Below are 23,649 nucleotides of genomic sequence, written 5' to 3' on the forward strand. Positions count from 1 at the left end.
TGTTGCGTAATTCATAATATTTGCACCAAGGCCTCAGACCCATGAAAACAAGGCCATTCAGATGTTGCATATTTCCGGTGCATATATTGGGCGCGTTTGGTAGGCTTGAACCATGCTTATTGGTTACGCCAGAGTGTCCAGTCGTGGGCAATCCCTTGATCGTCAGATCGGCGCGTTGAATGCCGCCAGCGTCGATAAGATTTTTCGCGAGAAAATGTCTGGGAAATCCGTCAAGGGCAGGCCGCAGCTCGAACGTGCGATAGACGCTCTTGGGGCAGGGGACGTGTTTGTTATCGCAGTGGGACAGGGCCACGCGATCCATGATTGACGGCATCAACATCATTCAGCGGATTGCTGAGCGCGGGGCATATGTGAAAGTTCTTGATAAGCCCTGGCTCGACCTGACCACACCGATAGGCAAGGGCATTCTGGCGTTTCTGTCTGCTCTTGCAGAAGACGAACGGGAACGCATCACCCGCCGAGCAAACGAGGGTCGCGCCATTGCAGCCAAGCAGGGTGTCAGGTTTGGTCGGAAACCGAAGCTGACCGAGCATCAGCGCCAGATTGCCCGCGAGCGCATGGCAAATGGTGAGAGCTGTCGCGCTATCTCATTGGATCTTGGTGTAGCTCACACCACAATTTCCAGATTGCGCTGATCAGCGGGGCGCATACGCTGCCATGCAGGGTATTCTCTGTTGTCCTTCTCAGTGAATGCTCCGGCACAACGTAGTGACGTTTGAAGTAGTGTTATGTGTTGTTGAGCCATGGGTATTTAGCTATTTTAGCTAAACTATCCTGCCCCCTATTTTTCTAGGCCGGTAAGCTCAAACGGGAAGAAGAAATACCATGCGACAGTTTTCCGCTACAGATCTTGCCAATAAGACCGGGGACGTTCTGGCCCTCGCCGCGCAACAGCCTGTTGCCATCACGCGCCACGGCAAGCCGCGCTTCGTTGTCCTGTCCACGGAAGAATTTGAAGCTTTGCGCCAATGCAAAGATACCCAAACTGCGCATCATGTAGATGATCTGGATGATGCCGAAGCCACCCGCCTTGCGAGTGAATTGCAGGCCAGCATCGAAAACGACTAAGAGCAAATTTCACCTCTGCGCACTGACGGCGATGTCTCTGGGTGATGGTGACAAAGTTGGCGAGATTGCTCCCCATGTGCAATATAGTAATATTGCAATGATAACAAATAGTTGACTCGAATCCTCTGGAAGCTTTCACTCTGGATATAAGCCTCCAGAGTTCAAGATGAGCGCGTTCAATTCAACAACTTGATCAGCAATAACAACGCCGCGCGTTTGATCTATGGAGATTGGGCCAGCAGTCGCAGTCCGTCTGAGGGAGGCGGGGGCGGGCATCCGATCCCACCGAGGATTGATCTGTCCACTCAGAGCACATGGGAAATCTACCGTGTTCGCGATGAGGACGGAGGCTTTCCGGCAGCGGCAAAGGCCGCAATGGCTAGTAAGAATTACCCTAAGGATTTGGGAATTTGGGCGACCTACGTGATCGCAGCGACAGCGATTGATGATCCAACCGGCCTAAAGAAAAATAGGGACAAAAACGCGATTATGTCCCCGGCTCGTGCGGCGGCAACGCGGATCAACTTGCATCTGTACACGCAAATGAACTTTGGCAATTTTGACCCTGCGCCCGACACGGACGACGAATTCCAAGAATAATGGTTGCCAGTACCGCGTGTGACCTGGTCGCCATTTGGGTCCTTCACGAAGCCAATTGGGCGCTTCTACTATCCAGGATAACTCCAATCCAGGGAGGACACTACACCGTGTTGAAGCCAACTTGGAGTTTCTTGAGCCATGAAAATCGCTGAAAGTTGGAAAATCTTATGTCTCTGATTTCCTGAGAAGACGAATCTCATTAATTCGGTCTCATTAATTACGTACTCCGACAATCACTTTACGTTACAATCAGACCTCCGATAATGAGGGTTATGTAAAATGAAGGGCCCTGTCCCCTGCACGGGGCAAAGCCGCGAGGCTGTTGTTACAGAAGTTTTGTGTTCTCGACATAAAGCTGTTGGGAAACGCCGATATCCCCCCCTCGAAACGAAGGGGGCGACATGCTGCAGATTACCAACCTGACCAAGGCTTTTGGCGACAAACGCGCGGTGGACAATGTGACCATTTCGGTCGCGCGCCCCTGCATGATCGGCATTATCGGAGCCTCCGGCGCGGGCAAGTCGACGCTTTTGCGCATGGTCAACCGGCTGGCCGATCCGACCGAGGGTCAGATCCTGTTCAAGGACCGCAATGTGACCCGGCTGACCGGCGCGGCAAAGCGGGAATGGCAATCGCAATGCGCGATGATTTTTCAGCAGTTCAACCTGGTGCCGCGGATGGACGTGGCCTCGAATGTGCTGCATGGCACATTGAACCGGCAATCGACCCTGGCGACCATGTTCAACCTGTTCCCAAAGGCCGACATTCACCGCGCCATCGAAATTCTCGACCGTCTGGGCATTGCCGAACATGCCGCGAAACGGGCCGAGGCGCTGTCGGGTGGGCAACAGCAACGGGTGGCGATTGCGCGGGCCTTGATGCAGGACCCGTCGATCATTCTGGCGGACGAGCCGATTGCCTCGCTCGATCCGATGAATGCGCAGATTGTGATGCAGACCCTGCGCCGGATCCATGACGAAGATGGCCGGCTGGTCATCGCCAACCTGCACACGTTGGACACCGCGCGGCGCTATTGCGACCGGGTGATCGGGATGCGCGCGGGGCGGGTTGTGTTTGACGGCACCCCCGAACAGCTGACCGCCGGAGTGGCGCGCGACATTTACGGCGCGGATGACACGTTCAGCGAAGCGGCCACCTCAACCGAATTGTCTGCTCTTGATGCTGCGCCCAAAGCGGCCAGCCAGGACCGCACCCCCCTTTACCTGCCCTGACGAACTTGAACCGAACAACAGATGGGACAGGGCGCCCATCAGGAGAGATCCAAATGAACCACCTTCTTTCTGCTGCAACGGCCCTTCTGGCCACCGCCTTGGCCGCCCCGGCCATGGCATCGGACATCACCGAGTTTCGCATCGGCATTCTGGGCGGCGAAAACGCTCAGGACCGTCTGAACAACAATGAATGCCTGCGCGAATACACCGAAGAGGCGCTGGGTGTGGACACCAAGCTGTTTGCCCCCGCCGATTACAACGGCGTGATCCAGGGCCTTCTGGGCGGCACCATCGACATGGCTTGGCTGGGCGCGTCGGGCTATGCCAAGACCTATCTGTCCGACCCGGAAGCCGTGGAACCGGTTCTGGTGAAGGTGAACACCGATGGCGGTTATGGCTATTACTCCATCGGGTTTGCCCGCAAGGACAGCGGCATCACCACCGTGGAAGACCTGAAGGGCAAGACCTTTGGCTTTGGCGATCCCAACTCGACCTCGGGCTACCTGATCCCGTCGATTGAAATCCCGCAAAAGATCAACGCCACGATGGAATCGGGCGATTATTTCGGTGAGGTGAAATTCACCGGCGGTCACGAACAGACCATCGTTGCCGTGAACAATGGCGACGTTGCGGGCGGCGTGACCTGGGCCGACGGTCTGGGCGAATGGGAAGACGGCTATAAATCCGGGGCCCTGCGCCGCGCCGTGGATGCGGGCCTTGTCGACATGAACGACCTGGTGGAAATCTGGCGCTCAAAACCGATCCCGGAAGGCCCGGTTGTGCTGCGCAAAGCCCTGCCCGCCGATGTGAAGGAAAAGATGACCGCGCTGATGGCGGGCCTGGCCGAGAAAGACCGCGAATGTTTCTACGGTGTGGCCGCGGGCGAAGCGCGCGCGTTTGAGCCCATCACCCATGACGCCTATGAGGTGATCATCGAGGCGCGCAAGCTGAAGTCGAAATAAGGCATTTTCAATGAGCCGTTGGCGGGTCCCGCAGGTCGGGGCCCGTCTTTTTAAACCGGGGGCACGGGGGCAGGGCCATGCAGAATATCGACCACATCAACCAGACCTACATGGACATGGTTCGACGAAAACGCCTGTATGGCGGCATTATGCTGGCGGTGTTTGTGGCCTTGATGCTGGCGGGGTTTCGCACCGCTGATCGCCGCAACGCGGGCAGTTTCATCGATGGCTGGCATCGGTTTTTCGACTTCCCCGCCGAGGTGCTGGGCGAAGCGGTGGGCAAGCTGGGTGCGTTCCCGGCCCATGTCGTGCAATACGCCCCCTCGCTTTTGGAAACCCTCAATATCGCGGCGGCCTCGACCCTTCTGGGCGCGTTGGGCGCGGTGATCCTGTCGCTGCTCGCCACCCGCGGCATGGCCCGTTGGCCACGCCTGATCCCGGTGTTTCGCCGGATCATGGACATTATGCGTGCGGTGCCCGAGATCGTGATTGCGCTGGTGTTGATCTTTGTCCTTGGCGGCGGGCCGGTGCCCGCGATGATCGCGATTGCCTTTCACACGGTGGGCGCCCTGGGCAAGCTCTTTTCCGAGGTAAATGAAAATGCCTCGTTGAAGCCAGTGGAGGGCCTGTCCTCGGTCGGGGCCAGCTGGGCGCAGCGCATGGTGCTGGGCGTGATCCCGCAGGTCGCGCCGAACTATCTCAGCTATGCGTTGTTGCGGTTAGAAATCAACATCCGCGCCTCGGCCATTCTGGGTTTTGTCGGCGCGGGCGGCATTGGCTATGAGCTCAAGAACGCGATGACCTGGGGCAAAGGCCAATATGACGAGGCGGCGGCGATTTTCGCGATGCTGTTTGTCACCATCGTTGTGGTCGATCAGCTGTCCTCGGTGCTGCGCGACCGCCTGACCCATGGCAAGAAATCCAACATGATCGGAGCACAGGCATGAGCGCCGCAACCCTTTCGCCCACCGCGACCACCGCCGGCCTGATCCGCGACACAGATGCGCTGTTTGCGCGCAAACGGGTGGTGGCCCTGATGGTGCCGCTGCTGATCGTGGCCTATTTCGCCTATATCTTTGTCGCGTTTGACATTGCGGGCCTGCGCGAGCGGGCCAGTCTGGACAATGCGATGACGCTGGTCAGCGACAGCTATTCCTACAAGACCCATGTGACCCGCGACAATCGCACGGGGGAGGTGTCGGTCGCAATTGAAGGCGAGCGCAAAGGGGCCTATCCGGATGGGATGTCGCCGGATTGGGTCGCGCTTGGCACCGACACGGTGATCACCCTGCCCAAAGGGCATGAGGTGCGGTTTCTGGCCGACGGATCCGTGCGCTACGACATCCCCGGTTACGGGCTGGTCACCGCCAATCCGGGGCGCGGCGGCGTAAACGCCACGCTGCCTGCGGGCGACGTGCCGGGTTGGATCAACGCATCCAAAAACCGTCTGGCGATCAAGACCGACGCGGGCCGCCTGACCGTGACCCGCAACCGCACCGAAGTGTTTCGCTATGCGCTGGGGTGGGAGCTTTTCTTCTTTACCCTCGACAGCCCCTATCACGGGCTGGGGCCGGTGGCGTTGGCTGGGCGGGCGATCAATGGCGAAGCGGGCGCGATCTGGCAGGATTTCTGGATGAACCGCATGTGGCAACATCATCAGGTGGCTTGGGCGATTTTCGAAACCATCCTGATGGCCTTTCTGGGCACGTTCGGCGCGGCGATTGTGGCGCTGCCGCTGGCGCTGTTGGCGGCGCGCAATTTTGCGCCTTTTGTTTGGGTTCGCATGGTCACGCGTCGGGTGTTTGACTTTTTGCGCGGTGTGGATGCGCTGATCTGGACCATCGTGCTGGCGCGCGCTTTCGGCCCCGGCCCGCTCACGGGCGCGCTGGCGATCCTGATCACGGACACCGGCAGTTTCGGCAAAATGTTCTCGGAGACACTGGAAAACGTCGACGGCAAGCAGATCGAAGGGATCCGCTCGACCGGGGCGGGGCCGTTGCAAACCTACCGCTTTGGCGTCTTGCCGCAGATCACCCCGATCTTCCTGTCGCAGGTGCTCTATTATCTGGAATCGAACACCCGCTCTGCCACCATCATCGGCGCGATCACCGGGGGCGGCATTGGCCTGTTGCTGACACAGGCGATGATCACCCAGAAAGACTGGGAAGAGGTTGCCTATTACATCACCCTGATCATCCTGATGGTGATGGCGATGGATTGGATTTCGGGCTGGCTGCGCAAGCGCCTGATCGGCGGGCAGGAGGGGCACTGATGCCGAAACTCTCCCCCGACGCCCCCGTCCTGCACCCCGAATGCGAGATCCACAACAGCAGCTTTGGGCGCTACGTGGAAATTGGGCGCGGCACGCGGCTGGTGAACGCCCAGATCGGCGATTACTCCTATTGCGACCGTTATTCGGACATCGCCAATGCGACGATCGGCAAGTTCGCCAATATCGCGGCGATGACCCGGATCGGGGCGACGGATCACCCGCTGGACACGGCCGCCTGCCACCATTTTCTTTATCGGTCTGACATGTATTGGGACGACGCCGAGGCGGATGAGGCGTTTTTTGCCCGCCGCGCCGCGCGCCGGGCCCGGATTGGCCATGACACCTGGATTGGCCACGGGGCGATGGTGAAACCGGAGGTGACCCTGGGCCACGGGGCCGTTGTGGCCGCGGGCGCCATCGTCACCAAGGATGTTCCCCCCTACACTATCGTCGCAGGCATTCCCGCAAAACCGATCCGCGCCCGCCAGCCAGAGCAGGTTGCCAACCGGCTGATCGCGCTGGCCTGGTGGGATTGGGACCACACCCGCCTGCGATCCTCGCTGCACGATTTCCGCACCCTCAGCGCCGAAGCCTTCCTTGAGAAATACGAATGAGACCTCATGTCCTGAGATCAACCCAGCCAGGGGCGCTGCCCCTCGCGGCTGCGCCGCTCACCCCGGGATATTTCTGATTAGAAAATAAGGCGCGCGCCTCTTTTCCTGGTTCCAAATATCCCGGGGGAGCGAGCTTGCCTCGCGGGGGCAGCGCCCCTTCAGGCTCATCGCAGATGAGCCATGGCCGCCGCGCGGCCCGAGGCCCTGGCCGAGGGCCCCTCGTGGGGCGAGATTACTCCGCCGCCAGGGACAGGCGTTCCCCCATCCGGGTAAACCGATGCGCCGCCTCGCCCGCCAGATAGGTGATGCGCCCGCCCGAGATCGTGGCCTCAACCCGCCGCGTTTCCTGATGGATCACCGTCAGATCCGCGCGCTTGCCATACGCGATGCGGCCCCGGTCAAACAGGCCCAGAATATCGGCCGGGTTCGAGGAAATCATCGCCCAGGCCTCGGGCAGCGTCCGTATCCCGTCATCCATCAGCCGAAAGGCCGCCTGGGTCAGCGCGGGATAGTAATAATCGCTGACCAGCGCGTCACACAGCCCGAACCGGATCAGCTGTTGCGCGGCGATATTGCCCGATTGCGACCCGCCCCGCACCACATTGGGGGCCCCCATGATCACCGGATCCCCCACCGCATGCGCCGCCTGGGCGGCAGATTTCGACAGGGGGAATTCGCAGATCCGCGCGCCGATCATGGAAAACCTTTCCCGCGTGTCCCCGTCAGGGTCATCATGACTGCCATAGCTGACGCCAAGCTGGTCAAAGCGTTCGGCCAACCGGCACAGGTGGCGCGGCACGTCGCCGGCCTGCGCGCGGGCGGCCTCGACCGCCCTCATCAGGTCGGGCGGTTGCAGGCCCAGCTTATGCGCCCAGTTTGCAAGCGCCCCCGGCTGGGTCATGGACAGTTTGGTTGCCTCGTCCAGGTGATTGTTGAACACCACATAGTCGATCTTGTGCCGTTCCACCGCGTCTTGCAGGCGGTTGGCCGTGTCGATGGCATGCGTCTCGCAGCGCAGCTGCACCCGCAGATCCGTATGCGCCCGGGGGCGGTAGTGGCTCATTTCCGCCAGGAACCGCTCTGCCGCGTCAGGGCCGCGATGCCCGCCTTCCCAGCTCCAGCCATGGGCCAGCCACGCCGTGGTCACCCCCGCCGCCGCCGCGTCGGCATCGGTTGCGCGAAGTGCGGTTTCGGCCGGGAAATGCACGCCGATGCGCGGGGCCATATGGCGTTCAAACGCATCCCCATGCAGGTCGATCACGCCGGGCAAAATCCAATAACCAGACAGGTTGACTTCGGGCAGCGCGCCTTTCGAGATCCGCCCGTCCTGCACAACAACCGACCGCCGCTGCATCTCGCGGTCGCGCAGGATGGTGGCATGGGTCATCCGAAAGGACGGAAGGGGGGGATGCAGGGTGTGGGACGGGTCGCGCGGCATTCCGGGTCTCATTCTTGGATCGGGCTTCGATCGGGGTTTGATCGCGCCGTTCCTACCGGTGGGCTGTATCGCGGATGTGACGGTCAGGTATCACTTGTGTGACGTGTGCGCCGTCTCAGTGCCCTCCAGCGTCAGGGTGACGCGCTCGCCTGCAAACCAGGTCAGGCCAAGCTCGACGGGTCTGCCCTGGCGATCCACATTGATGCCTTCGGAAAAGAGCGCCGGGGCCCCGTCGCGCAGGCCAAGGTGGCGCGCTTGCGTGGCTGGGCAGGGCCGGGCCGACAGGCGGGTTTCGGCGCGGGTAAAATCCGCAACTCCGTGATGCGCAAGTGCGGCGGTCACGGAATTCATCTCGGTCAGTGCTTGCTGCATTTCGGGAAAACGCTCTGCCGGAAAAATGCTGCGAAAGACCGCAATCGGGTGGCCGTCCGACAGGGACAACCCGTCATAGACATGGACCTTTGCCCCCTCCTCCAGCGCCAGGGCCTGCGCCTCTTGCGCATTGGCGCGGCGGGTTTCAAAGGCCAGCATTTTCTTGCCGGGGATCTTGCCCGCCGCCCTAAGGTTCTGGTGAAACCGGACCCGCGCCCCGAGGGGGTAATCCGTGGGGGCGTGTTGCACAAACACCCCTGCCCCCCGGCGCGAAATCACCAGATCCTGCGCGGCCAGTTCCGCCAGCGCCCGGCGCACCGTGTGGCGATTGACGCCGAACCGCGCGGCCAGCGCCGCCTCGGTCGGCAGCTTGTCGCCTGGCCCGTACTGGCCGTTTTGAATGTCCTGCAGCAGGCTGTCGTGAATGGTTTTCCAGATGCTCATGCTTGGATCCTGACCTCGGGCGTCACAAAAATTTCACAACACTTTCCTTGCCAGAGCGGCGCGAATCCGTGATGATTTGTCTAGAAGTATAGAAATATAGACAACTTGACAAGGTGTCTGCATGACAGTCGAAACACATACCGAAACCGGCCCCGATATCCCCGATATCCCCGCGCGCAAAGCGTGGCTGAGCCTGATGGCCAAAGCGCCAGAAGATGAGATGTTGGCCCTGTGGGCGGGGTTGAAACTGGACCCGGCCTTTACCTGGCTGCGCCGCCCAGAGGTCGGCACCGTGATGGTGCGGGGCCGCGCGGGCGGCACGGGCGCGCCCTTCAACCTTGGCGAAATGACCGTGACGCGCTGTGCGGTGCAGCTGGACAGTGGCGCGGTTGGGCATGGCTATGTGCAGGGGCGCAGCCAGGACAAGGCGCGCGCGGCGGCGCTGGTGGATGCCTTGATGCAGGGGGATCAGGCCGAAACGGTACGCGCCGGGGTGCTGACCCCGCTGGCTGACCACGTGGCGGCCGCGACGTCCAAACGCGCCGCGAAGGCCGCGGCGACGAAGGTGGATTTCTTCACCATGGTGCGGGGGGAAGATTGATGCAGACCACCACCACAACCGCCATGCAGGGCGGGTTTGACGACATCCCGACCGAGGCCGCGCGCCAGTTCCGCGCCATCATGAATGCGATTGCCCGACCGGGGCGGATCGAACGCCTTGACGGGGCCACCCCCCCTGCCCCGATGTCTGTGGCTGCGGGTGTCATGGTGCTGACGCTCTGTGACCCGGACACCGGGCTTCACCTTGCTGGCGATCATGACACCGCCGACATTCGCGCCTGGGTGCAGTTTCACACCGGCGCGCCGATTGTCCCGGCGGATAAGGCCGATTTCGCAGTGGGCCGGTGGGAGGCGCTTTTGCCGCTGAACCGGTTTGCGATTGGCACGCCGGAATACCCGGACCGCTCTGCCACGCTGATTGTTGAAATGGACGGGCTGAGCCAGACGGGTGCCACGCTGCGTGGGCCGGGCATAAAGGACGCGGCCACCCTGTCGCTGCCAGAAACCGGGGCCTTCCAGAAAAACGCCCTGCTTTTCCCGCTGGGCCTCGATTTCTTTTTCTGCGCAGGGGACCAACTGGCCGGTCTGCCGCGCACGACACAGGTATCTGACAGCAAGACAGATGGGGAGGTTGCCTGATGTATGTTGCCGTAAAAGGGGGCGAGCGCGCCATTGACAACGCCCATGCCTGGTTGGGCGAGGAGCGCCGGGGCGACCCGGAGGTGGCCGAACTGTCCGTCGCCCAGATCCGCGAACAGCTGTCGCTGGCGGTGAACCGGGTGATGGCGGAAGGGTCACTCTATGATCCGGATCTGGCCGCGCTGGCGATCAAGCAGGCGCGCGGGGATATGATCGAAGCGATTTTCCTCATCCGCGCCTATCGCACCACTCTGCCGCGGTTCGCCGGGTCTGACCCGATTGCAACCGGGGACATGACCTGTGACCGTCGCATCTCGGCCACGTTCAAGGACGTGCCGGGCGGGCAGATCCTTGGGCCGACCTTCGATTACACCCACCGTCTTTTGGATTTCAAACTGGCGGCGGAAGGCGGATTGGTCGACGCCCCGGTTGGGGATCCGCAACCGGAAAGCGTGCCGCATGTGCTGGGCTTTCTGGATGGCGAAGGGGTGATCCAGCAGGAACGTCCGGGGGCCGACACGCCGCCCGACCTGACGCGCGAACCGATGGAACTGCCCGCAAACCGCCCCTTGCGGCTGCAATCGCTGGCGCGGGGCGACGAAGGGTTCCTTCTCAGCCTCGCCTATTCCACCCAACGCGGGTACGCCCGCAACCACGCATTTGTCGGCGAGCTGCGCATTGGCGCGGTCCCGGTTGAGGTCGAGATCCCGGAGCTGGGCTTTGCCATCGAAATCGGCGACATCACCGTGACCGAATGCGAAACCGTGAACCAGTTCACCGGGTCAAAATCGGAACCCGCACAGTTCACGCGCGGCTATGGGTTGGTCTTCGGCATGTCCGAACGCAAGGCGATTTCCATGGCGCTGGTGGACCGGGCGCTGCGCTGGGAAGAGCTGGGCGAAGACAATCTGGGCGCCCCCGCGCAGGACGAGGAATTTGTCCTGTCCCATTGCGACAACATTCAGGCCACCGGGTTTCTGGAACATATCAAACTGCCCCATTACGTCGATTTCCAATCGGAACTGGAACTGGTGCGCAAGCTGCGCCGCAAGGCCGGGGCAGACCAAGTGCAGGACGCCGCAGAATGAAACATGTTGTTTTCGATATCGGTGCGGTTTTGATCGAATGGAACCCGGCCCTCGCGTGGCAGACCGCACTGGGCGACGCCGAAGCCCGCGCGTTTCTTGACCGGATCCAGTTCGACAAACTGAACCATGCCTGCGATGCGGGTGCGACCTTTGCCGATGCCGCGCGGCTTGTGCCAGACGCGGATGATGCAGCCCGGTTGGCGCAATATGTGGACCGTTACAGGCACACGGTCCCGGCAAAAATCGCGGGGACATGGGACATCCTTTACGCCTTGAAAGACGCAGGCGTGCGCGTCTTCGCCATCACCAACTGGTCCGCCGAGACATGGCCCGAAGGCTGCAAGGCCCATCCCGAACTGGCCGAGGTCTTTGAGACCACCATCGTCTCGGGTGAGGTTGGTATGGTGAAGCCCAGCGTCGCAATCTATCAGCATTTCTGCGCCAAGGCCGGGGTGCGCCCAGAGGATTGCATTTTCACAGATGACGGATTGCACAACTGCCTGGGTGCCAAAACCGCCGGCATGGATGCGATCCATTTCACAGGGCCTGATGCGCTTGCCGCGGGCCTGAAAGCACGGGGGCTTTTATAATGGAAAGCGATTACAACTTCGCCTATCTCGACGAACAGACCAAGCGGATGATCCGGCGCGCGATCCTGAAGGGGTTGGCGATCCCGGGCTATCAGGTGCCGTTTGCGTCGCGCGAAATGCCGATGCCTTATGGTTGGGGCACGGGCGGGGTGCAGGTGTCGGCCGCAACCCTGACGCCCGAGGATGTGTTCAAGGTGATCGACCAGGGCGCGGATGACACCACCAATGCCGTGTCGATCCGCAAGTTCTTTCAGGCGACCGCCGGTGTGGACACGACCGAAGTGACCGAAGAGGCCAGTGTGATCCAGACCCGTCACCGGATCCCGGAGGCCCCCCTGAGCGAAGACCAGATCCTGGTCTATCAGGTGCCGATCCCCGAACCCCTGCGCTTTCTGGAACCGCGCGAAACGGAAACCCGTAAGATGCACAGCCTTGAGGAATACGGGCTGATGCATGTGAAGCTTTACGAAGACATCGCGCGCCACGGGGCGATTGCCACCGCCTATGCCTATCCGGTCAAGGTCGAGGGGCGCTATGTGATGGACCCCTCGCCGATCCCGAAATTTGACAACCCGAAAATGACCATGCCGGCGATCCAGCTGTTTGGCGCGGGGCGCGAACAGCGCATCTATGCCCTGCCCCCCTATACCGAAGTCACCAGTCTGGATTTCGACGACCACCCGTTTGAGGCATCCAAAGCCGACCACAGCTGCGAGCTGTGTGGCGCCGATGACAGTTACCTGGACGAGGTGATCGTCGATGATCAGGGCGGGCGCATCTTTGTCTGTTCCGACACGGCCTATTGCGCCGCGCGCCAGGCCGCGTCCCCCAACGCCGCCGCCCCCCAAATGCAGGAGATTTCGGCATGACGTTGCAAAAACCGTCCCAGGACTTTTCCCCGGAGCGTTCCGAAAACCCCGCCCCGCGCCCGCTTTTGCGGGTCGCGGGTATCGAGAAACGCTATGGGCCGCGCATCGGCTGTACCGGTGTGAGTTTCGATCTTTACCCCGGCGAGGTGATGGGGATTGTGGGCGAAAGCGGATCGGGCAAATCGACGCTTTTGAACTGCCTTGCCGGGCATCTGGAACCGGATCAGGGCGAGGTGTTGTTTGACACGCGCGCGGATGGGCTGGTCGACACGGTGACCATGGCCGAACCCGACCGCCGGATGCTGTCGCGCACCGACTGGGCCTTTGTGCACCAACATGCCCGCGACGGGCTGCGCATGTCGGTTTCGGCGGGCGGCAATGTCGGCGAGCGGCTGATGGCGGTGGGCGCGCGCCATTACGGGCAGATCCGCGACGAGGCGGTGGATTGGCTGGGCCGGGTGGAAATTGACGAGAGCCGCATCGATGACCGCCCCTCGGCCTTTTCCGGCGGGATGCAGCAGCGCCTGCAGATCGCGCGCAATCTGGTCACCGGGCCGCGGTTGGTGTTCATGGATGAACCCACAGGCGGCTTGGATGTCTCGGTGCAGGCGCGGCTGTTGGATCTGCTGCGCGGGCTTGTGCGGCAGATGGGCCTGTCGGCGATCATCGTCACCCATGACCTTGCTGTGGTGCGTCTGCTTGCGGACCGGTTGATGGTGATGAAAGATGGCCACGTGGTGGAAACCGGCCTGACCGATCAGGTGCTGGATGACCCGCAACACGCCTATACGCAACTTCTTGTTTCCTCCGTTCTGCAGGTGTAACGCCATGATTTCCATACAAAATGTCGAAAAAAGCTTTACCCTGCACAATCAGGGGTCTGCCGTGATCACGGTGATGAGCGACGCCAATGTTGCGGTCACGCCGGGCGAATGCGTGGCGCTGGCGGGCGCGTCGGGGGCGGGGAAATCCACCCTGATGCGGATGATCTACGGCAATTACCTGACGCAATCGGGATCCATCCGCGTGGATGGGGTCGAGGTGGTCGGGGCCAACCCGCGTGACGTGCTGGACCTGCGCCGCACCACGCTGGGCTATGTCAGCCAGTTCCTGCGCGTGGTGCCGCGCGTGCCGACGCTGGATGTTGTGGCCGAGCCGTTATTGGCGTTGGGCGAAGACGCGGACGGCGCGCGCGCCAAGGCCGCCGCCCTTCTGGCGCGGTTGAACATCCCCGAACGGCTCTGGTCGCTGAGCCCAACCACCTTTTCCGGCGGCGAGCAGCAACGGGTGAATATCGCGCGTGGCTTTGTGCACCCCTACCGCGCGCTGCTCTTGGATGAACCCACCGCCAGCCTTGACGCGCAAAACCGCGAAACGGTGCTGTGCCTGATCGAAGAGGCCAAGGCGCGGGGCGCGGCGATTGTGGGGATCTTCCATGACGAGGCCGCGCGCGACCGGGTCTGTGACCGGGTCCTGGACGTGGCAGGGTTTTTGCCGAAAGGGGATGCCTGATGCAGGCCCAACCGGGAAGATTGATCGCCGTGGTTGGCCCCTCCGGGGTGGGCAAGGACAGCGTGATGGACGCGCTGGCGCAGGCGGCAGATTTCCACCTGGTGCGGCGCGTGATCACCCGGCCCAGTGCGGCGGGCGGCGAGCGGTTTGACGGCTGCGATGACACGGCATTTGTGATGGACCTCGCGCTGGGGCGTTTTGCGCTGCACTGGCGCGCGCATGACCTGCGCTATGGCATCCCGAAAACGGAACTGGCCTGCCTCGATCAGGGCCGCGATGCCTTGGTCAACTTGTCGCGTCAGGTGCTGACCGAGGCGCACGCCGCGTTCCCCGGCTTTACCGTGATTAACCTGACCGCCAGCCCCGAGGTTCTGGCCCACCGGCTGGCCGCGCGCGGACGCGAAAGCGCGGATGAGATTGCCAGGCGGCTGGCCCGGCAGGTCGATCTGCCCGAGGGGTTGCACGTGATCGAGGTCGCCAATGACGGCGCGCTGCAGGACACGGTGACAACCATCCTCAACCGGCTGCGCGATCAGGCCCCCAACGCCACGCGGGAAATTTCATGAAACCGGCCATCGGCATCTTCGCCCACAAGGGTCAGGTCAACCACCCGGAACGGGCGCGGCAGGATCGGCCCCAGCACCGGGACCAACGCATCGCGGATCTGCGCGGCCCGACCGGGGTCAAGCGCGCCGGTCAGGGTCAGGTGAAACCTGAATTCGTCAAACACATAGGGATAGCCCCATGTCACCAGCAATCTGTCCTGCACAGGCGTCAACCCGGCGGCGCGGCGGCGGGTCAGCTCTGCGTCGCTGGCGGGCGCGCGAAACCCGTCGAGCGCGGCCACCATATGGCCCGCCACCCCCGCCAGCGCGGCTTGGTCGCCCTCCACCACCAGCGCCAGAAACCGACCGATCTGGGCGAGCGTCAACCCGTCCAGCGTCACCGGCGCGACCTCACCCGCGGCGCGTTCAAATGCCTGCGCCAGACCGTCGGCATCCGTGCCCTCGGCCAGACGAAACGGCGGTTTGATCGTGCTATGAAACCCGTATTTGCGCGGCGTCTGCGTGATCTCGGCAATCTCGGACCGCGACAGGCCGGGCAGATCGGGATGGGCCACCGCGCGCCCGCGCGCCACGTCCCAGCCCAGCCAGCTGGCCCCGAACTCAGCCAGCGCGCCCTGTGCGCCCTGCGGCGCCGTGTAGTAAATCGCATAGCGGTTGAACTTCATCTCACCCTCATTCCCGGCCCGATGGACCCCTGTCGAAATCGGCCCTTCCCTGACAGCAAAGCGTGACATTCAGATGACACAGACCTTCACCCTCGCCAATGCCAAACTTGTTCTGGAAACCGAGGTGATCACCGGGGCCCTGACCGTCAAGACCGGCCAGATCACCGCGATCGACCCGGGCACCGATGTGCCGACGGGGGCCGTGGATTGCGGCGGTGATTACATCGCGCCCGGGCTGGTGGAGCTGCACACCGACAATCTGGAACGCCACATGCGCCCGCGCCCGCGCGTGGACTGGCCCCATGATGCGGCGATTGTCGCCCATGATGCCGAGCTTGCATCCGTCGGGATCACCACCGTCTTTGATGCGCTGCGGGTGGGGTCGATCCATTCGGACGGGCGCCGGAATTACGGCAAATATGCCCGCGCGCTGGCCGATGAAATTCTGGCGTTGCGGGCCAAAGGCGCGCTGAAGATCTCGCACCACCTGCATCTGCGCGCGGAGATCTGTTCGGAAACCCTGCCCGAGGAGCTGGCGGAGTTTTCGCCCGAGGACCGCGTGGGCATTGTCAGCATGATGGATCACACGCCCGGGCAGCGGCAGTTCTCGGATGTGTCGAAATTCAAGGGCTATATTCAGGGCAAATACGCGATGCAGGACGCGGAGTTTGACGACTATATCGCCTTCCTGACCGGGTTGCAGGCCCGGCTGGGCGTGGCCCATGAACGCGCCACGGTGGATCACGCCGCGCGCCTTGGCGCGACCCTGGCCAGCCATGATGACACCACCGCGGCGCAGGTGGCGACCTCGGCGGGTTATGGCATCCATCTGGCGGAATTTCCCACCACGGTCGAGGCGGCGCGGGCGGGCCACGCGGCGGGCATCGCCAATATCATGGGCGCGCCCAACGTGGTGCGCGGCGGGTCGCATTCCGGCAATGTGGCGGCGTCAGAGCTGGCCCGGCTGGACCTTCTGGACATCCTGTCGTCGGATTACGTGCCCTCGTCGCTGATGCTGGCCGCGCTGCAACTGGGGGATCTCTGGGGCGATCTGGCGCGCGGTCTGGGAACCGTCACCCACGCGCCCGCCCGCGCCGTCGGGCTTGTCGATCGCGGGGTGATTGCGGTGGGCAAACGGGCGGATCTGATCCGCTTTGCCCGGTTCGAACATGCCCCGGTCCTGCGCGGGGTGTGGTCGGAAGGACGCCAGGTCGGGTAGGTTTTGGCGCATGGGCCGGCCTGTTCCGTCGCGGGTGCGCCGTGTCCGGGCCGGCCCCGCTTGCTAGCGTGTGTGATCCGGCACCAGATCGGCCGCCATAAAGCACCATGAGCTGAAGTTTTTCACAGCCGTCCGGGCCGCAGGCCACCCCTATGTAAATATCGCCGACCCGCCTGTTTTCCGGCATATATGTTGCGCTGGTGAAATGCTGCGCGAACAGGTCCCGCAGGCCCTTTGCGTTTTCGGCCCCCGCGATGGCGGATTGCACAGCATCCTGGGCCAGGATGTCGAAGGCATTCCCGCCGTCAAGTTGCCCAGCGGGTCTGGCGGGCTGTCGTTGGGCCTCCAGTTGCGCTGCGCGTTTGGCGCTTCGGGCGTCCTGGGCCTGACGCTGCGCTTCCAGTTTTTGCTGCTCTTCGGCGGCCTGGCGGGCCTTGGCTTCGCGGCGTTCGACGGCTTTCCAATCTTCTTCATCGAGCGGGGCGAACTCTATCGACGGACCAGCGGCGACAAACACCCCCATCGGATTGCGGCCATCCCGGCGTGACGGAAAGGTGCTGAACGTGCTCGCCACCCCAGCTTTCGGCGTGAGTGTTGCCAGCAGCTTGGCGCCCTGCCATGTCACCTCAACCTCTTCGGCCTCGGAGCACGCGCCGAACGGGGGCGACATCAGCCCGTAATCAGGTTGCGTGACCCAGATCCAGCGATAGGCTTCGGCGCAGCCGTTTGGCAGCCCCCGATCCACATAGCGGATCAGGGCAAAGGAGTCCGTCACCGCAACAATGCGTGCTGCCTCAGGTGTGAATCCCGGCACCAGAACGCGCCCGCCGATCCGTGGCGATCCGTTTTCAAAATCAACCCGAACCGGATCCCCGAGATCCCATGTTTTAGCGTTTCGGCTGGGGATGTCGGCAGAGCGACCAAACCAGGGATACTCGATCTCTCGGGTGTCTTGTTCAGGGGCGCTCTCGACAGGCGGTGCAGGTTTCGCCCCGGCGGCGGCCAAAGCCGCCTCTCGGGCCGCGCTGATCTTCGCGTCGGCACACGCGGTGGCGGCACCCCCGAAAATATTGCCGCTGCAATCGTCGTCCGGGGCCGGTTCGGCAGAGGGGGCCTTGGCCACGGTATCGGCCAAGGGGGCGGGTTCAGGCGTCTTTTGCGGTTTTGGTGCGGCCGGCCTGTCATAGCGGCCCAATGCCAGATAGATCAGGTTGCCCTCGGACCAGTCGTTGCCGCGATTGTACAGCCGCAGCCGATCATGTTCGATCCGCAGGTCCGCGCATTCCCCATCTATGCAAATATGGCGCGCCCCGTAGTCGGTTTCTTTGATCTGACGTGTCCCCCTGGATGACAACAGCGCGCCGGTGCCGTCGGGCCGCACCTCAACCGCGAATATGCCTGTCCCCACTTTGTCGACATAAAGCCGGCCGGGCAGAGACGCGCGCAGATCTCCGGTGAAAGAGGCGGGGTTGTGATGGTGATGACCCGGCCAGGCGGCAAAAATACGCGAAGAGCCATGCGGGTCTTCCTGATAGGGGCGCCAGCCGCCATCCTCTCGTGGATAGACCGTGGACCAGCCGCTGCCAATGCCATAGGCGCTGCCGCGCTTGCAGGTTTCCTTGCCGCTGTCATCGAAGGTAAAACAGATCACCTCTTTGTCGGCAACGCGCCAGCGCGCCGTGCCGGTGTTGCCGCTGGCATAGGAGAATACGGCGCGCCCGTCATGGCCCAGATAGACCGACCAGACCGCGCCGCGTTCAACGGTTGCGCCAAACAGGGTGTGCCGCGGCCCGGTCCGGCCCGGCCCGAATAGGCTCGGACAGGCCCGAGTGGGCCCGGACAGGCCGGACAGGCCCGAGTGGGCCCGGACAGGCCGGACCAAAACAAGAAAGTCTTGCTTTCCCGGCCGTTTCCCGCCAATCGAATTGCATGCGTTTGCGGTCCCTCATCCTTCCGGTCGTCGCGACGGCGGTTGTTGTGTTCATCCTGTTCAGGATGTCTTTCGGCTATTTCCAATCCGAGGAACTCTCAAAGGCGCAGGGGCGGCTGTCGCTGTATCAAAGCTCGGTTTCGGGGGAGTTGGAGCGGTTTTCCCATCTGACCTATGTGCTGGCGCGCGATCCGTTTGTGATCGAGACCGCGAAAGGGCGCGGGACGGATCAGTTGAACGCGCGGATCCGGGATTTTGCGGCGCGGGCCGGGTTGGATGCAATCTATCTGATTGACCCAAACGGCCAGACCATTGCCGCCTCGAACGCGCAGGAGCCAAGCAGTTTCATCGGGCAGAATTATGCGTTCCGGCCCTATTTTCAGGATGCGCTTTCGGGGCGGCAGGGGCGGTTTTATGCGATTGGGGCCACCACGGGTCTGCCGGGGTATTTCATGGCGGATGCAGTGTATGACACGACCGGCGAGATGCTTGGCGTTCTGGCGATAAAGATCAATATTTCGGGGCTTGAAGACAATTGGATCAGCTCGGGGGAACGGGTGTTTCTGGCCAACAGGGATGGGGTGGTTTTGCTGGCCTCCGATCCGTCGTGGCGCTACCGCGTGCTTGCGCCCCTGTCGGCAGAACGGCGGCGGCAGATTGTGGCGGTGCGGCAGTTTGCGGGGCAGGATCTGGCCCCGTTGGACTGGGCCGCGCTGCCGGATCAACGTGCCCGGATCGGGGCCTCGGAACATCTGCATCTGGTGGCGGATGACCTGCCGCATGGCTGGCAGCTGCATTTCTTTGCGCGCGATGATCAGGCGCGCACGCGGGCGTGGCTGGTGACGGCGATTGCGATGATCCTGGCCGCGCTCGCGCTGATCCTGTTTCAGATCCAGCGCGCCCGCCGTGTGGATGTGGAACTGCGCCGGTCGGAACGTGAAGAGGCCGAGCTTAGGCGGGCGAACGCGCGGCTGGCCACCGAAATCACCGAACGCCGGACCGCCGAACGCCGCCTGAAACGCACCCAAAGCGAGTTGGAAAGCGCCAGCCGGCTGGCCGCGCTGGGGCGGTTGGCCGCCTCGGTCACGCATGAGTTGGGCCAGCCGATTGCGGCGATGCGCAACCATCTTGTGGCGGCCGAGATCGGCGCGGGCGGCGGGACCAGGCTGACCGCCGATATCGGGGGGTTGGTGGACCGGATGGAGGGGATCACCCGCCAGCTGAAATTCTTTGCAAGCCGCGACACCGAGGCCTTCAAGGCGCTGGATCTGCGCGATGCGATCTCCATGTCGCTGGAGCTGGTTGCCCCGAACATGCAGCGGATCGGGGCCAAAGTGGTGCTGGATCTGCCGGCGCAGCCCGTGCCCATTCGCGGCATTCGGCTGCGCGTTGAACAGGTCATGACCAACCTGTTGCGCAACGCGTTGGATGCCAGTGAAACCCGCAGCCCCCCGGTGCTGACGGTGCGCGCGGGCGTGTCTGACGCGCGGGCCTGGGTCGAAATAGAAGACAACGGGCACGGCATTGGCTCGGCCACGTTGGAGGACCTGAAAGAACCCTTTGTCACAACGCGCGACAGCGGGCGTGGCATGGGGCTGGGCCTTGCGATTTCAGCCAGCATTGTCAAGGATCACGACGGCGAGATGACCGCGCGAAATATCGACCCGGACGGGGCCGTTTTTCGTGTAACCTTTCCCCATGCCCCCCTGGAAGAGGATCAGGTTTGATGGTGGACACGCGCCCCTATAGCGTTTTGATTGTCGATGATGACAAGGCCATGCGCCAATCCCTTGTGGATCTTCTGACCGCCGCCGGGTGGCGGGCCGAGGCGACCTCGCGCGCGGCGCATGTGTCTGTGACCCTGGCAGATGCGCCCCCCGATGTCATCTTGTCCGATGTGCAGATGCCCGGCATGAGCGGCTTGGATCTGTTGGCCGCGCTGGACCCCGAAACCGCCCCGCCGCTGGTGCTGATCTCGGCGCATGGGGATATTCCGATGGCGGTGCAGGCGATGCAGGACGGGGCCTATAGTTTCGTCGAAAAGCCCTATGAACCGCGCCGCCTTCTGCGCATCCTGACCCATGCCGCCGAACAAAACCGGATGCGGCGCGACAATGCCCGGCTGAAAGACCGCCTGATGCGCCTGTCCGGGCTGGACCGGGTGCTTTTGGGGCAAACGGATGAGATTGCAACGCTGCGCAAGGATGTGATGGCCCTGGCGGATATCGGGGCCAGTGTTCTGATCACCGGGGACACCGGCACCGGCAAAGAGCTGGTCGCCCAGGCGTTGCATGATCTGGGCGGGGATGGGCAGGCCCCGTTTCTGGCGCTGAACTGCGCGGCCCTGTCCCCCGACACATTCGAGGCCGAGATGTTCGGCGTTGCCGGCGAACGCGAGGGGCGGTTGACCGCGGCCTCGGGCGGCACGCTGTTTCTGGACGAAGTCTGCGCCTGCCCCCTTGTGGTTCAGGCCAAACTGTTGCGCGTGCTCGAAGACAAACAGGTGCTGCCCATGGGGGCAACGCAAACGGTGACAACCGAATTTCGCGTCCTGTCGACCACCAGTGAAGATGTGGCCGAAGCGGTCCGGCAGGGGCGCTTGCGGCAGGATTTTCTCTTTCGCATCAATACCGTGGTCTTGAACGTGCCGTCGTTGCGCCAGCGCCGCGATGACATTGCCCTGCTGGCGCGCCATTTTCTGGACGGCTATGCCAGGATCTACGAACTGGCCGTCCCGCCCCTGACCCAAGATGATCTGGCGGCGCTTTTGGCCCATGACTGGCCCGGCAATGTGCGCGAATTGCGCAATGTGTGTGAACGCCGCGTGCTGGCGGCGCGGCGCGGCGGCGGGTCGATGACCCAGGCGATCGAGGCCGATCAGCATCTGGACGACATCCCCGGCACCCTGCGCGAAGCCGTCGCCGCCTTTGAACGCGAACTGATCGGCAAGGCCATTCAGGCCCATGAAGGCCGCATGGATGCCGCCGCCGAGGCGCTGGGAATCGGACGCCGGACGCTGAATGAAAAGATCGTCAAGCTGGGGCTGGACAAAGGCGCGCTGCTATAGGGGGTTTGCCCTGCGGATTTCCGCAGGGCTGGGGCAAAGCCACAGGCGATTTCCCTCATAGGCAGACGTGATGGGGCGGCGGATACTGACCGCATAAATCGCGTTTTCTGGGAGGAATACCATGCGACCGAATGTCAAAGGCGCTGTCATCGCAGCGCTTTCCCTGAGCTTTGCAACCGAAGCTTTCGCCACCGAATGGAACGTGTCCCTGTGGGGCAAACGCCGCGCCTTTACCGAACATGTTGAAAAACTGGCCGAACTGGTGAGCGAAAAAACCAATGGCGAATTTACCCTGAACATCAGCTATGGTGGCCTGTCCAAGAACAAGGAAAACCTGGACGGGATCTCGATCGAAGCCTTTGAAATGGCCCAATTCTGTGCGGGGTATCACCGCGACAAGAACCCGTCGATCACCGTGCTGGAACTGCCCTTTCTGGGGGTGACGTCGCTGGAACAAGAGATTGCCCTGTCGATGGCGGTCTACAATCACCCGGCCACGCAAGCCGATATGGCGCGCTGGAATGCGACGCTGCTGATGCCCTCGCCCCTGCCGCAATACAACATCGTTGGCGCAGGTGATGCGCCCGCAAACTTGGCAGACTTTAAAGGTCTGACCGTGCGCGCCACCGGCGGGATCGGCAAGGCGATGGAAACCATCGGCGCGGTGCCGACCTCGATGTCGGCCTCCGAAGTGCGTCAGGCCATGGACAGCGGTGTGGTCAAGGCCGTCAGCTTTGCCCCGCACGCCCATATGTCCTTTGGCACAATCGAAAACGCGACCTGGTGGACCACCAACCTGAACCCGGGCACGGTGAATTGCCCGGTTGTGGTGAATTCCGACGCGCTGGCCAATCTGTCGGACGACCATCGCACGGCGCTGTTGGGCTCGGTGGATGAGGCGCTGGCCCATTATGTCGACAATTACAACAACAAGACCATGGTCGCCTGGGGCCCTGCCCTGGAAGAAAAAGGCATCCAGCAGGTCACCTTCTCGGATGAGGAAATCGCCGCCTTCCGCGAGGCCGCCGCCGCCCCGGCCGCCGAGGCGTGGATTGCCGACAACACGGCCCGTGGCCTGCCCGCACAAGAGCTGTACGATCTTGTCACCGGCATGATTGCCGAGGGCAGCTAACCCCATCGCCCCCGCGCCCAACCGGCGCGGGGGTTTTCATTGCAAACGTCCCATCGCAAACGGAGTGGTGCCATGGCCGGATCTTCCCTTGTTCTGAGCGACAACAGCCTGCTCAGCCGTATCGACCGGAAACTCTATCGCATCGAAGGTATGTTGGCGCTGATCAGCGGGCTTGCGGTGTTTTCCCTGATGATCCTGGCGGTGGTCTCGGTCAGCGGGCGCAATTTCATCAACCAGCCCCTGCCCGGCTATATCGACTGGATCGAACAGGCGATGCCGCTGATTGCCTTCATGGGCATTTCGTTTACGCAACGCGATGGCGGGCATATCCGCATGGACATGCTGGTGGGCGCGCTGCGGGGCCGCAGCCTCTATCTGGTGGAACTGATCACAACGCTGTTCATCCTTGCCCTGATGCTGCTGTTGGTCTGGGGAAGCTGGGCGCATTTCGAGCGCAGTTTTGATTTTGCCGCGCCGCTGTGGAGCCGCGACAGCTCGGTCGATATTTCGCTGCCGCTGTGGCCCGCGAAACTTCTGGCGCCGGTGGCGTTTTCGGTCCTGTGTTTGCGGCTTTTGCTGCAGGTCTGGGCCTATGGGCGTGCCCTGATCACCGGGGCGCCCGCGCCCATCGCCGTGCCGCTGATTGCCGATGCCGCGCAAATGGCCGCGATGGAGGCCGAGCATGTCTCGGGCAGTGACACTTAATCACGCGTAACCACGCGTCCTGCGTTTGGATCTGCGCCTGGCACAGGGGGCAGATGGCGCGCGCGCGGAAAGATCAATGATGT

22 protein-coding genes and 2 pseudogenes are annotated in these 23,649 nt (G+C 62.6%); 21 read left to right on the forward strand and 3 right to left on the reverse strand.

Features of this window, described 5'->3' with window-relative positions; translation table 11 throughout:
* Positions 1-112: 112 nt before the first annotated feature.
* The 8 genes and pseudogenes from ACP15V_RS15255 to ACP15V_RS15290 all read left to right on the forward strand — a co-directional run bounded on the left by ACP15V_RS15255 (position 113) and on the right by ACP15V_RS15290 (position 6,769).
* Positions 113-656 (forward strand): annotated as a pseudogene (locus ACP15V_RS15255) (recombinase family protein).
* A 190-nt stretch (positions 657-846) separates the two neighbouring features.
* Positions 847-1,089, forward strand: a complete 243-nt coding sequence (locus tag ACP15V_RS15260) for a type II toxin-antitoxin system Phd/YefM family antitoxin (protein WP_424944583.1) — start codon at positions 847-849, stop codon at positions 1,087-1,089.
* Positions 1,090-1,269: 180 nt separating this feature from the next.
* Positions 1,270-1,689 (forward strand): annotated as a pseudogene (locus ACP15V_RS15265) (beta family protein); the annotation flags it as partial.
* A 401-nt stretch (positions 1,690-2,090) separates the two neighbouring features.
* Positions 2,091-2,921, forward strand: a complete 831-nt coding sequence (gene phnC, locus ACP15V_RS15270; protein ID WP_424944584.1) for a phosphonate ABC transporter ATP-binding protein — start codon at positions 2,091-2,093, stop codon at positions 2,919-2,921.
* Between the two features lie 53 nt (positions 2,922-2,974).
* On the forward strand, positions 2,975-3,883 hold the full coding sequence (gene phnD, locus ACP15V_RS15275) for a phosphonate ABC transporter substrate-binding protein (RefSeq protein ID WP_424944585.1): 909 nt from the start codon (positions 2,975-2,977) through the stop codon (positions 3,881-3,883).
* Positions 3,884-3,960: 77 nt separating this feature from the next.
* On the forward strand, positions 3,961-4,830 hold the full coding sequence (gene phnE, locus ACP15V_RS15280) for a phosphonate ABC transporter, permease protein PhnE (RefSeq protein WP_424944586.1): 870 nt from the start codon (positions 3,961-3,963) through the stop codon (positions 4,828-4,830).
* Positions 4,827-6,155: a phosphonate ABC transporter, permease protein PhnE gene (gene phnE / locus ACP15V_RS15285; protein ID WP_424944587.1), complete on the forward strand. Its 1,329-nt coding sequence runs from the start codon at positions 4,827-4,829 to the stop codon at positions 6,153-6,155. The genes phnE (ACP15V_RS15280) and phnE (ACP15V_RS15285) overlap by 4 nt, the downstream gene beginning before the upstream one ends.
* Positions 6,155-6,769: a chloramphenicol acetyltransferase gene (locus tag ACP15V_RS15290; protein WP_424944588.1), complete on the forward strand. Its 615-nt coding sequence runs from the start codon at positions 6,155-6,157 to the stop codon at positions 6,767-6,769. Before phnE (ACP15V_RS15285) ends, ACP15V_RS15290 begins: the two co-directional genes overlap by 1 nt.
* Before the next feature lie 232 nt (positions 6,770-7,001).
* On the opposite strand, the gene ACP15V_RS15295 is transcribed toward ACP15V_RS15290, so the two are convergent.
* Together ACP15V_RS15295 and phnF are read right to left on the reverse strand one after the other, a co-directional pair.
* On the reverse strand, positions 7,002-8,207 hold the full coding sequence (locus tag ACP15V_RS15295) for an alpha-D-ribose 1-methylphosphonate 5-triphosphate diphosphatase (RefSeq protein ID WP_424944589.1): 1,206 nt from the start codon (positions 8,205-8,207) through the stop codon (positions 7,002-7,004).
* A gap of 90 nt (positions 8,208-8,297) precedes the next feature.
* Positions 8,298-9,023, reverse strand: a complete 726-nt coding sequence (gene phnF / locus ACP15V_RS15300) for a phosphonate metabolism transcriptional regulator PhnF (RefSeq protein ID WP_424944590.1) — start codon at positions 9,021-9,023, stop codon at positions 8,298-8,300.
* A 121-nt stretch (positions 9,024-9,144) separates the two neighbouring features.
* Here phnF and phnG point away from each other — a divergent pair, with 121 nt between their 5' ends.
* From phnG to phnN, 8 genes are read left to right on the forward strand one after another with little or no spacing between them, the layout of a single operon-like run.
* Positions 9,145-9,624, forward strand: coding sequence for a phosphonate C-P lyase system protein PhnG (gene phnG, locus ACP15V_RS15305; protein WP_424944591.1), 480 nt, complete (start codon positions 9,145-9,147; stop codon positions 9,622-9,624).
* The gene (phnH, locus tag ACP15V_RS15310; RefSeq protein ID WP_424944592.1) at positions 9,624-10,223 is read left to right on the forward strand and encodes a phosphonate C-P lyase system protein PhnH; all 600 of its coding nucleotides are present in this window, start codon (positions 9,624-9,626) and stop codon (positions 10,221-10,223) included. Before phnG ends, phnH begins: the two co-directional genes overlap by 1 nt.
* Complete coding sequence (locus ACP15V_RS15315; RefSeq protein ID WP_424944593.1) at positions 10,223-11,311, forward strand: carbon-phosphorus lyase complex subunit PhnI; 1,089 nt, start codon at positions 10,223-10,225, stop codon at positions 11,309-11,311. The genes phnH and ACP15V_RS15315 overlap by 1 nt, the downstream gene beginning before the upstream one ends.
* Complete coding sequence (locus ACP15V_RS15320; protein WP_424944594.1) at positions 11,308-11,901, forward strand: HAD family hydrolase; 594 nt, start codon at positions 11,308-11,310, stop codon at positions 11,899-11,901. The genes ACP15V_RS15315 and ACP15V_RS15320 overlap by 4 nt, the downstream gene beginning before the upstream one ends.
* Positions 11,901-12,770, forward strand: coding sequence for an alpha-D-ribose 1-methylphosphonate 5-phosphate C-P-lyase PhnJ (locus tag ACP15V_RS15325; protein ID WP_424944595.1), 870 nt, complete (start codon positions 11,901-11,903; stop codon positions 12,768-12,770). Before ACP15V_RS15320 ends, ACP15V_RS15325 begins: the two co-directional genes overlap by 1 nt.
* A complete protein-coding gene (gene phnK / locus ACP15V_RS15330) occupies positions 12,767-13,594 on the forward strand; it encodes a phosphonate C-P lyase system protein PhnK (protein ID WP_424944596.1) in 828 nt (275 codons plus the stop codon). The genes ACP15V_RS15325 and phnK overlap by 4 nt, the downstream gene beginning before the upstream one ends.
* A gap of 4 nt (positions 13,595-13,598) precedes the next feature.
* Entirely contained in the window at positions 13,599-14,282 is a 684-nt protein-coding gene (gene phnL, locus ACP15V_RS15335) for a phosphonate C-P lyase system protein PhnL (protein WP_424944597.1), read from the forward strand.
* Positions 14,282-14,848: a phosphonate metabolism protein/1,5-bisphosphokinase (PRPP-forming) PhnN gene (phnN, locus tag ACP15V_RS15340; protein WP_424944598.1), complete on the forward strand. Its 567-nt coding sequence runs from the start codon at positions 14,282-14,284 to the stop codon at positions 14,846-14,848. The genes phnL and phnN overlap by 1 nt, the downstream gene beginning before the upstream one ends.
* Here phnN and ACP15V_RS15345 read toward each other — a convergent pair.
* A complete protein-coding gene (locus tag ACP15V_RS15345; RefSeq protein ID WP_424944599.1) occupies positions 14,815-15,513 on the reverse strand; it encodes a DUF1045 domain-containing protein in 699 nt (232 codons plus the stop codon). The two genes, phnN and ACP15V_RS15345, sit on opposite strands and share 34 nt — an antisense overlap.
* Before the next feature lie 73 nt (positions 15,514-15,586).
* On the opposite strand from ACP15V_RS15345, the gene ACP15V_RS15350 reads away from it, so the two are divergent.
* The 5 genes from ACP15V_RS15350 (at position 15,587) to ACP15V_RS15370 (ending at position 23,566) form a co-directional block, all read left to right on the forward strand.
* Positions 15,587-16,732, forward strand: a complete 1,146-nt coding sequence (locus ACP15V_RS15350) for an alpha-D-ribose 1-methylphosphonate 5-triphosphate diphosphatase (RefSeq protein ID WP_424944600.1) — start codon at positions 15,587-15,589, stop codon at positions 16,730-16,732.
* Positions 16,733-18,661: 1,929 nt separating this feature from the next.
* Entirely contained in the window at positions 18,662-20,389 is a 1,728-nt protein-coding gene (locus ACP15V_RS15355) for a sensor histidine kinase (RefSeq protein WP_424944601.1), read from the forward strand.
* On the forward strand, positions 20,389-21,729 hold the full coding sequence (locus ACP15V_RS15360) for a sigma-54-dependent transcriptional regulator (protein ID WP_424944602.1): 1,341 nt from the start codon (positions 20,389-20,391) through the stop codon (positions 21,727-21,729). Before ACP15V_RS15355 ends, ACP15V_RS15360 begins: the two co-directional genes overlap by 1 nt.
* Before the next feature lie 121 nt (positions 21,730-21,850).
* Positions 21,851-22,861, forward strand: a complete 1,011-nt coding sequence (gene dctP, locus ACP15V_RS15365) for a TRAP transporter substrate-binding protein DctP (RefSeq protein ID WP_424944603.1) — start codon at positions 21,851-21,853, stop codon at positions 22,859-22,861.
* Positions 22,862-22,933: 72 nt separating this feature from the next.
* Positions 22,934-23,566: a TRAP transporter small permease subunit gene (locus tag ACP15V_RS15370; protein ID WP_424944604.1), complete on the forward strand. Its 633-nt coding sequence runs from the start codon at positions 22,934-22,936 to the stop codon at positions 23,564-23,566.
* The last annotated feature ends 83 nt before the right edge of the window (positions 23,567-23,649 follow it).

The sequence above is a fragment of the Aliiroseovarius crassostreae genome (assembly GCF_049803815.1).
Lineage (GTDB): Bacteria > Pseudomonadota > Alphaproteobacteria > Rhodobacterales > Rhodobacteraceae > Aliiroseovarius > Aliiroseovarius crassostreae_A.

Excerpts from the sequence above, each read along its gene's own strand:
- ACP15V_RS15260 (WP_424944583.1), top strand. The coding sequence starts at position 847 with ATGCGACAGTTTTCCGCTACAGATCTTGCCAATAAGACCGGGGACGTT.
- phnC (WP_424944584.1), top strand. The coding sequence starts at position 2,091 with ATGCTGCAGATTACCAACCTGACCAAGGCTTTTGGCGACAAACGCGCG.
- phnD (WP_424944585.1), top strand. The coding sequence starts at position 2,975 with ATGAACCACCTTCTTTCTGCTGCAACGGCCCTTCTGGCCACCGCCTTG.
- phnE (WP_424944586.1), top strand. The coding sequence starts at position 3,961 with ATGCAGAATATCGACCACATCAACCAGACCTACATGGACATGGTTCGA.
- phnE (WP_424944587.1), top strand. The coding sequence starts at position 4,827 with ATGAGCGCCGCAACCCTTTCGCCCACCGCGACCACCGCCGGCCTGATC.
- ACP15V_RS15290 (WP_424944588.1), top strand. The coding sequence starts at position 6,155 with ATGCCGAAACTCTCCCCCGACGCCCCCGTCCTGCACCCCGAATGCGAG.
- ACP15V_RS15295 (WP_424944589.1), bottom strand. The coding sequence starts at position 8,207 with ATGCCGCGCGACCCGTCCCACACCCTGCATCCCCCCCTTCCGTCCTTT.
- phnF (WP_424944590.1), bottom strand. The coding sequence starts at position 9,023 with ATGAGCATCTGGAAAACCATTCACGACAGCCTGCTGCAGGACATTCAA.
- phnG (WP_424944591.1), top strand. The coding sequence starts at position 9,145 with ATGACAGTCGAAACACATACCGAAACCGGCCCCGATATCCCCGATATC.
- phnH (WP_424944592.1), top strand. The coding sequence starts at position 9,624 with ATGCAGACCACCACCACAACCGCCATGCAGGGCGGGTTTGACGACATC.
- ACP15V_RS15315 (WP_424944593.1), top strand. The coding sequence starts at position 10,223 with ATGTATGTTGCCGTAAAAGGGGGCGAGCGCGCCATTGACAACGCCCAT.
- ACP15V_RS15320 (WP_424944594.1), top strand. The coding sequence starts at position 11,308 with ATGAAACATGTTGTTTTCGATATCGGTGCGGTTTTGATCGAATGGAAC.
- ACP15V_RS15325 (WP_424944595.1), top strand. The coding sequence starts at position 11,901 with ATGGAAAGCGATTACAACTTCGCCTATCTCGACGAACAGACCAAGCGG.
- phnK (WP_424944596.1), top strand. The coding sequence starts at position 12,767 with ATGACGTTGCAAAAACCGTCCCAGGACTTTTCCCCGGAGCGTTCCGAA.
- phnL (WP_424944597.1), top strand. The coding sequence starts at position 13,599 with ATGATTTCCATACAAAATGTCGAAAAAAGCTTTACCCTGCACAATCAG.
- phnN (WP_424944598.1), top strand. The coding sequence starts at position 14,282 with ATGCAGGCCCAACCGGGAAGATTGATCGCCGTGGTTGGCCCCTCCGGG.
- ACP15V_RS15345 (WP_424944599.1), bottom strand. The coding sequence starts at position 15,513 with ATGAAGTTCAACCGCTATGCGATTTACTACACGGCGCCGCAGGGCGCA.
- ACP15V_RS15350 (WP_424944600.1), top strand. The coding sequence starts at position 15,587 with ATGACACAGACCTTCACCCTCGCCAATGCCAAACTTGTTCTGGAAACC.
- ACP15V_RS15355 (WP_424944601.1), top strand. The coding sequence starts at position 18,662 with ATGCGTTTGCGGTCCCTCATCCTTCCGGTCGTCGCGACGGCGGTTGTT.
- ACP15V_RS15360 (WP_424944602.1), top strand. The coding sequence starts at position 20,389 with ATGGTGGACACGCGCCCCTATAGCGTTTTGATTGTCGATGATGACAAG.
- dctP (WP_424944603.1), top strand. The coding sequence starts at position 21,851 with ATGCGACCGAATGTCAAAGGCGCTGTCATCGCAGCGCTTTCCCTGAGC.
- ACP15V_RS15370 (WP_424944604.1), top strand. The coding sequence starts at position 22,934 with ATGGCCGGATCTTCCCTTGTTCTGAGCGACAACAGCCTGCTCAGCCGT.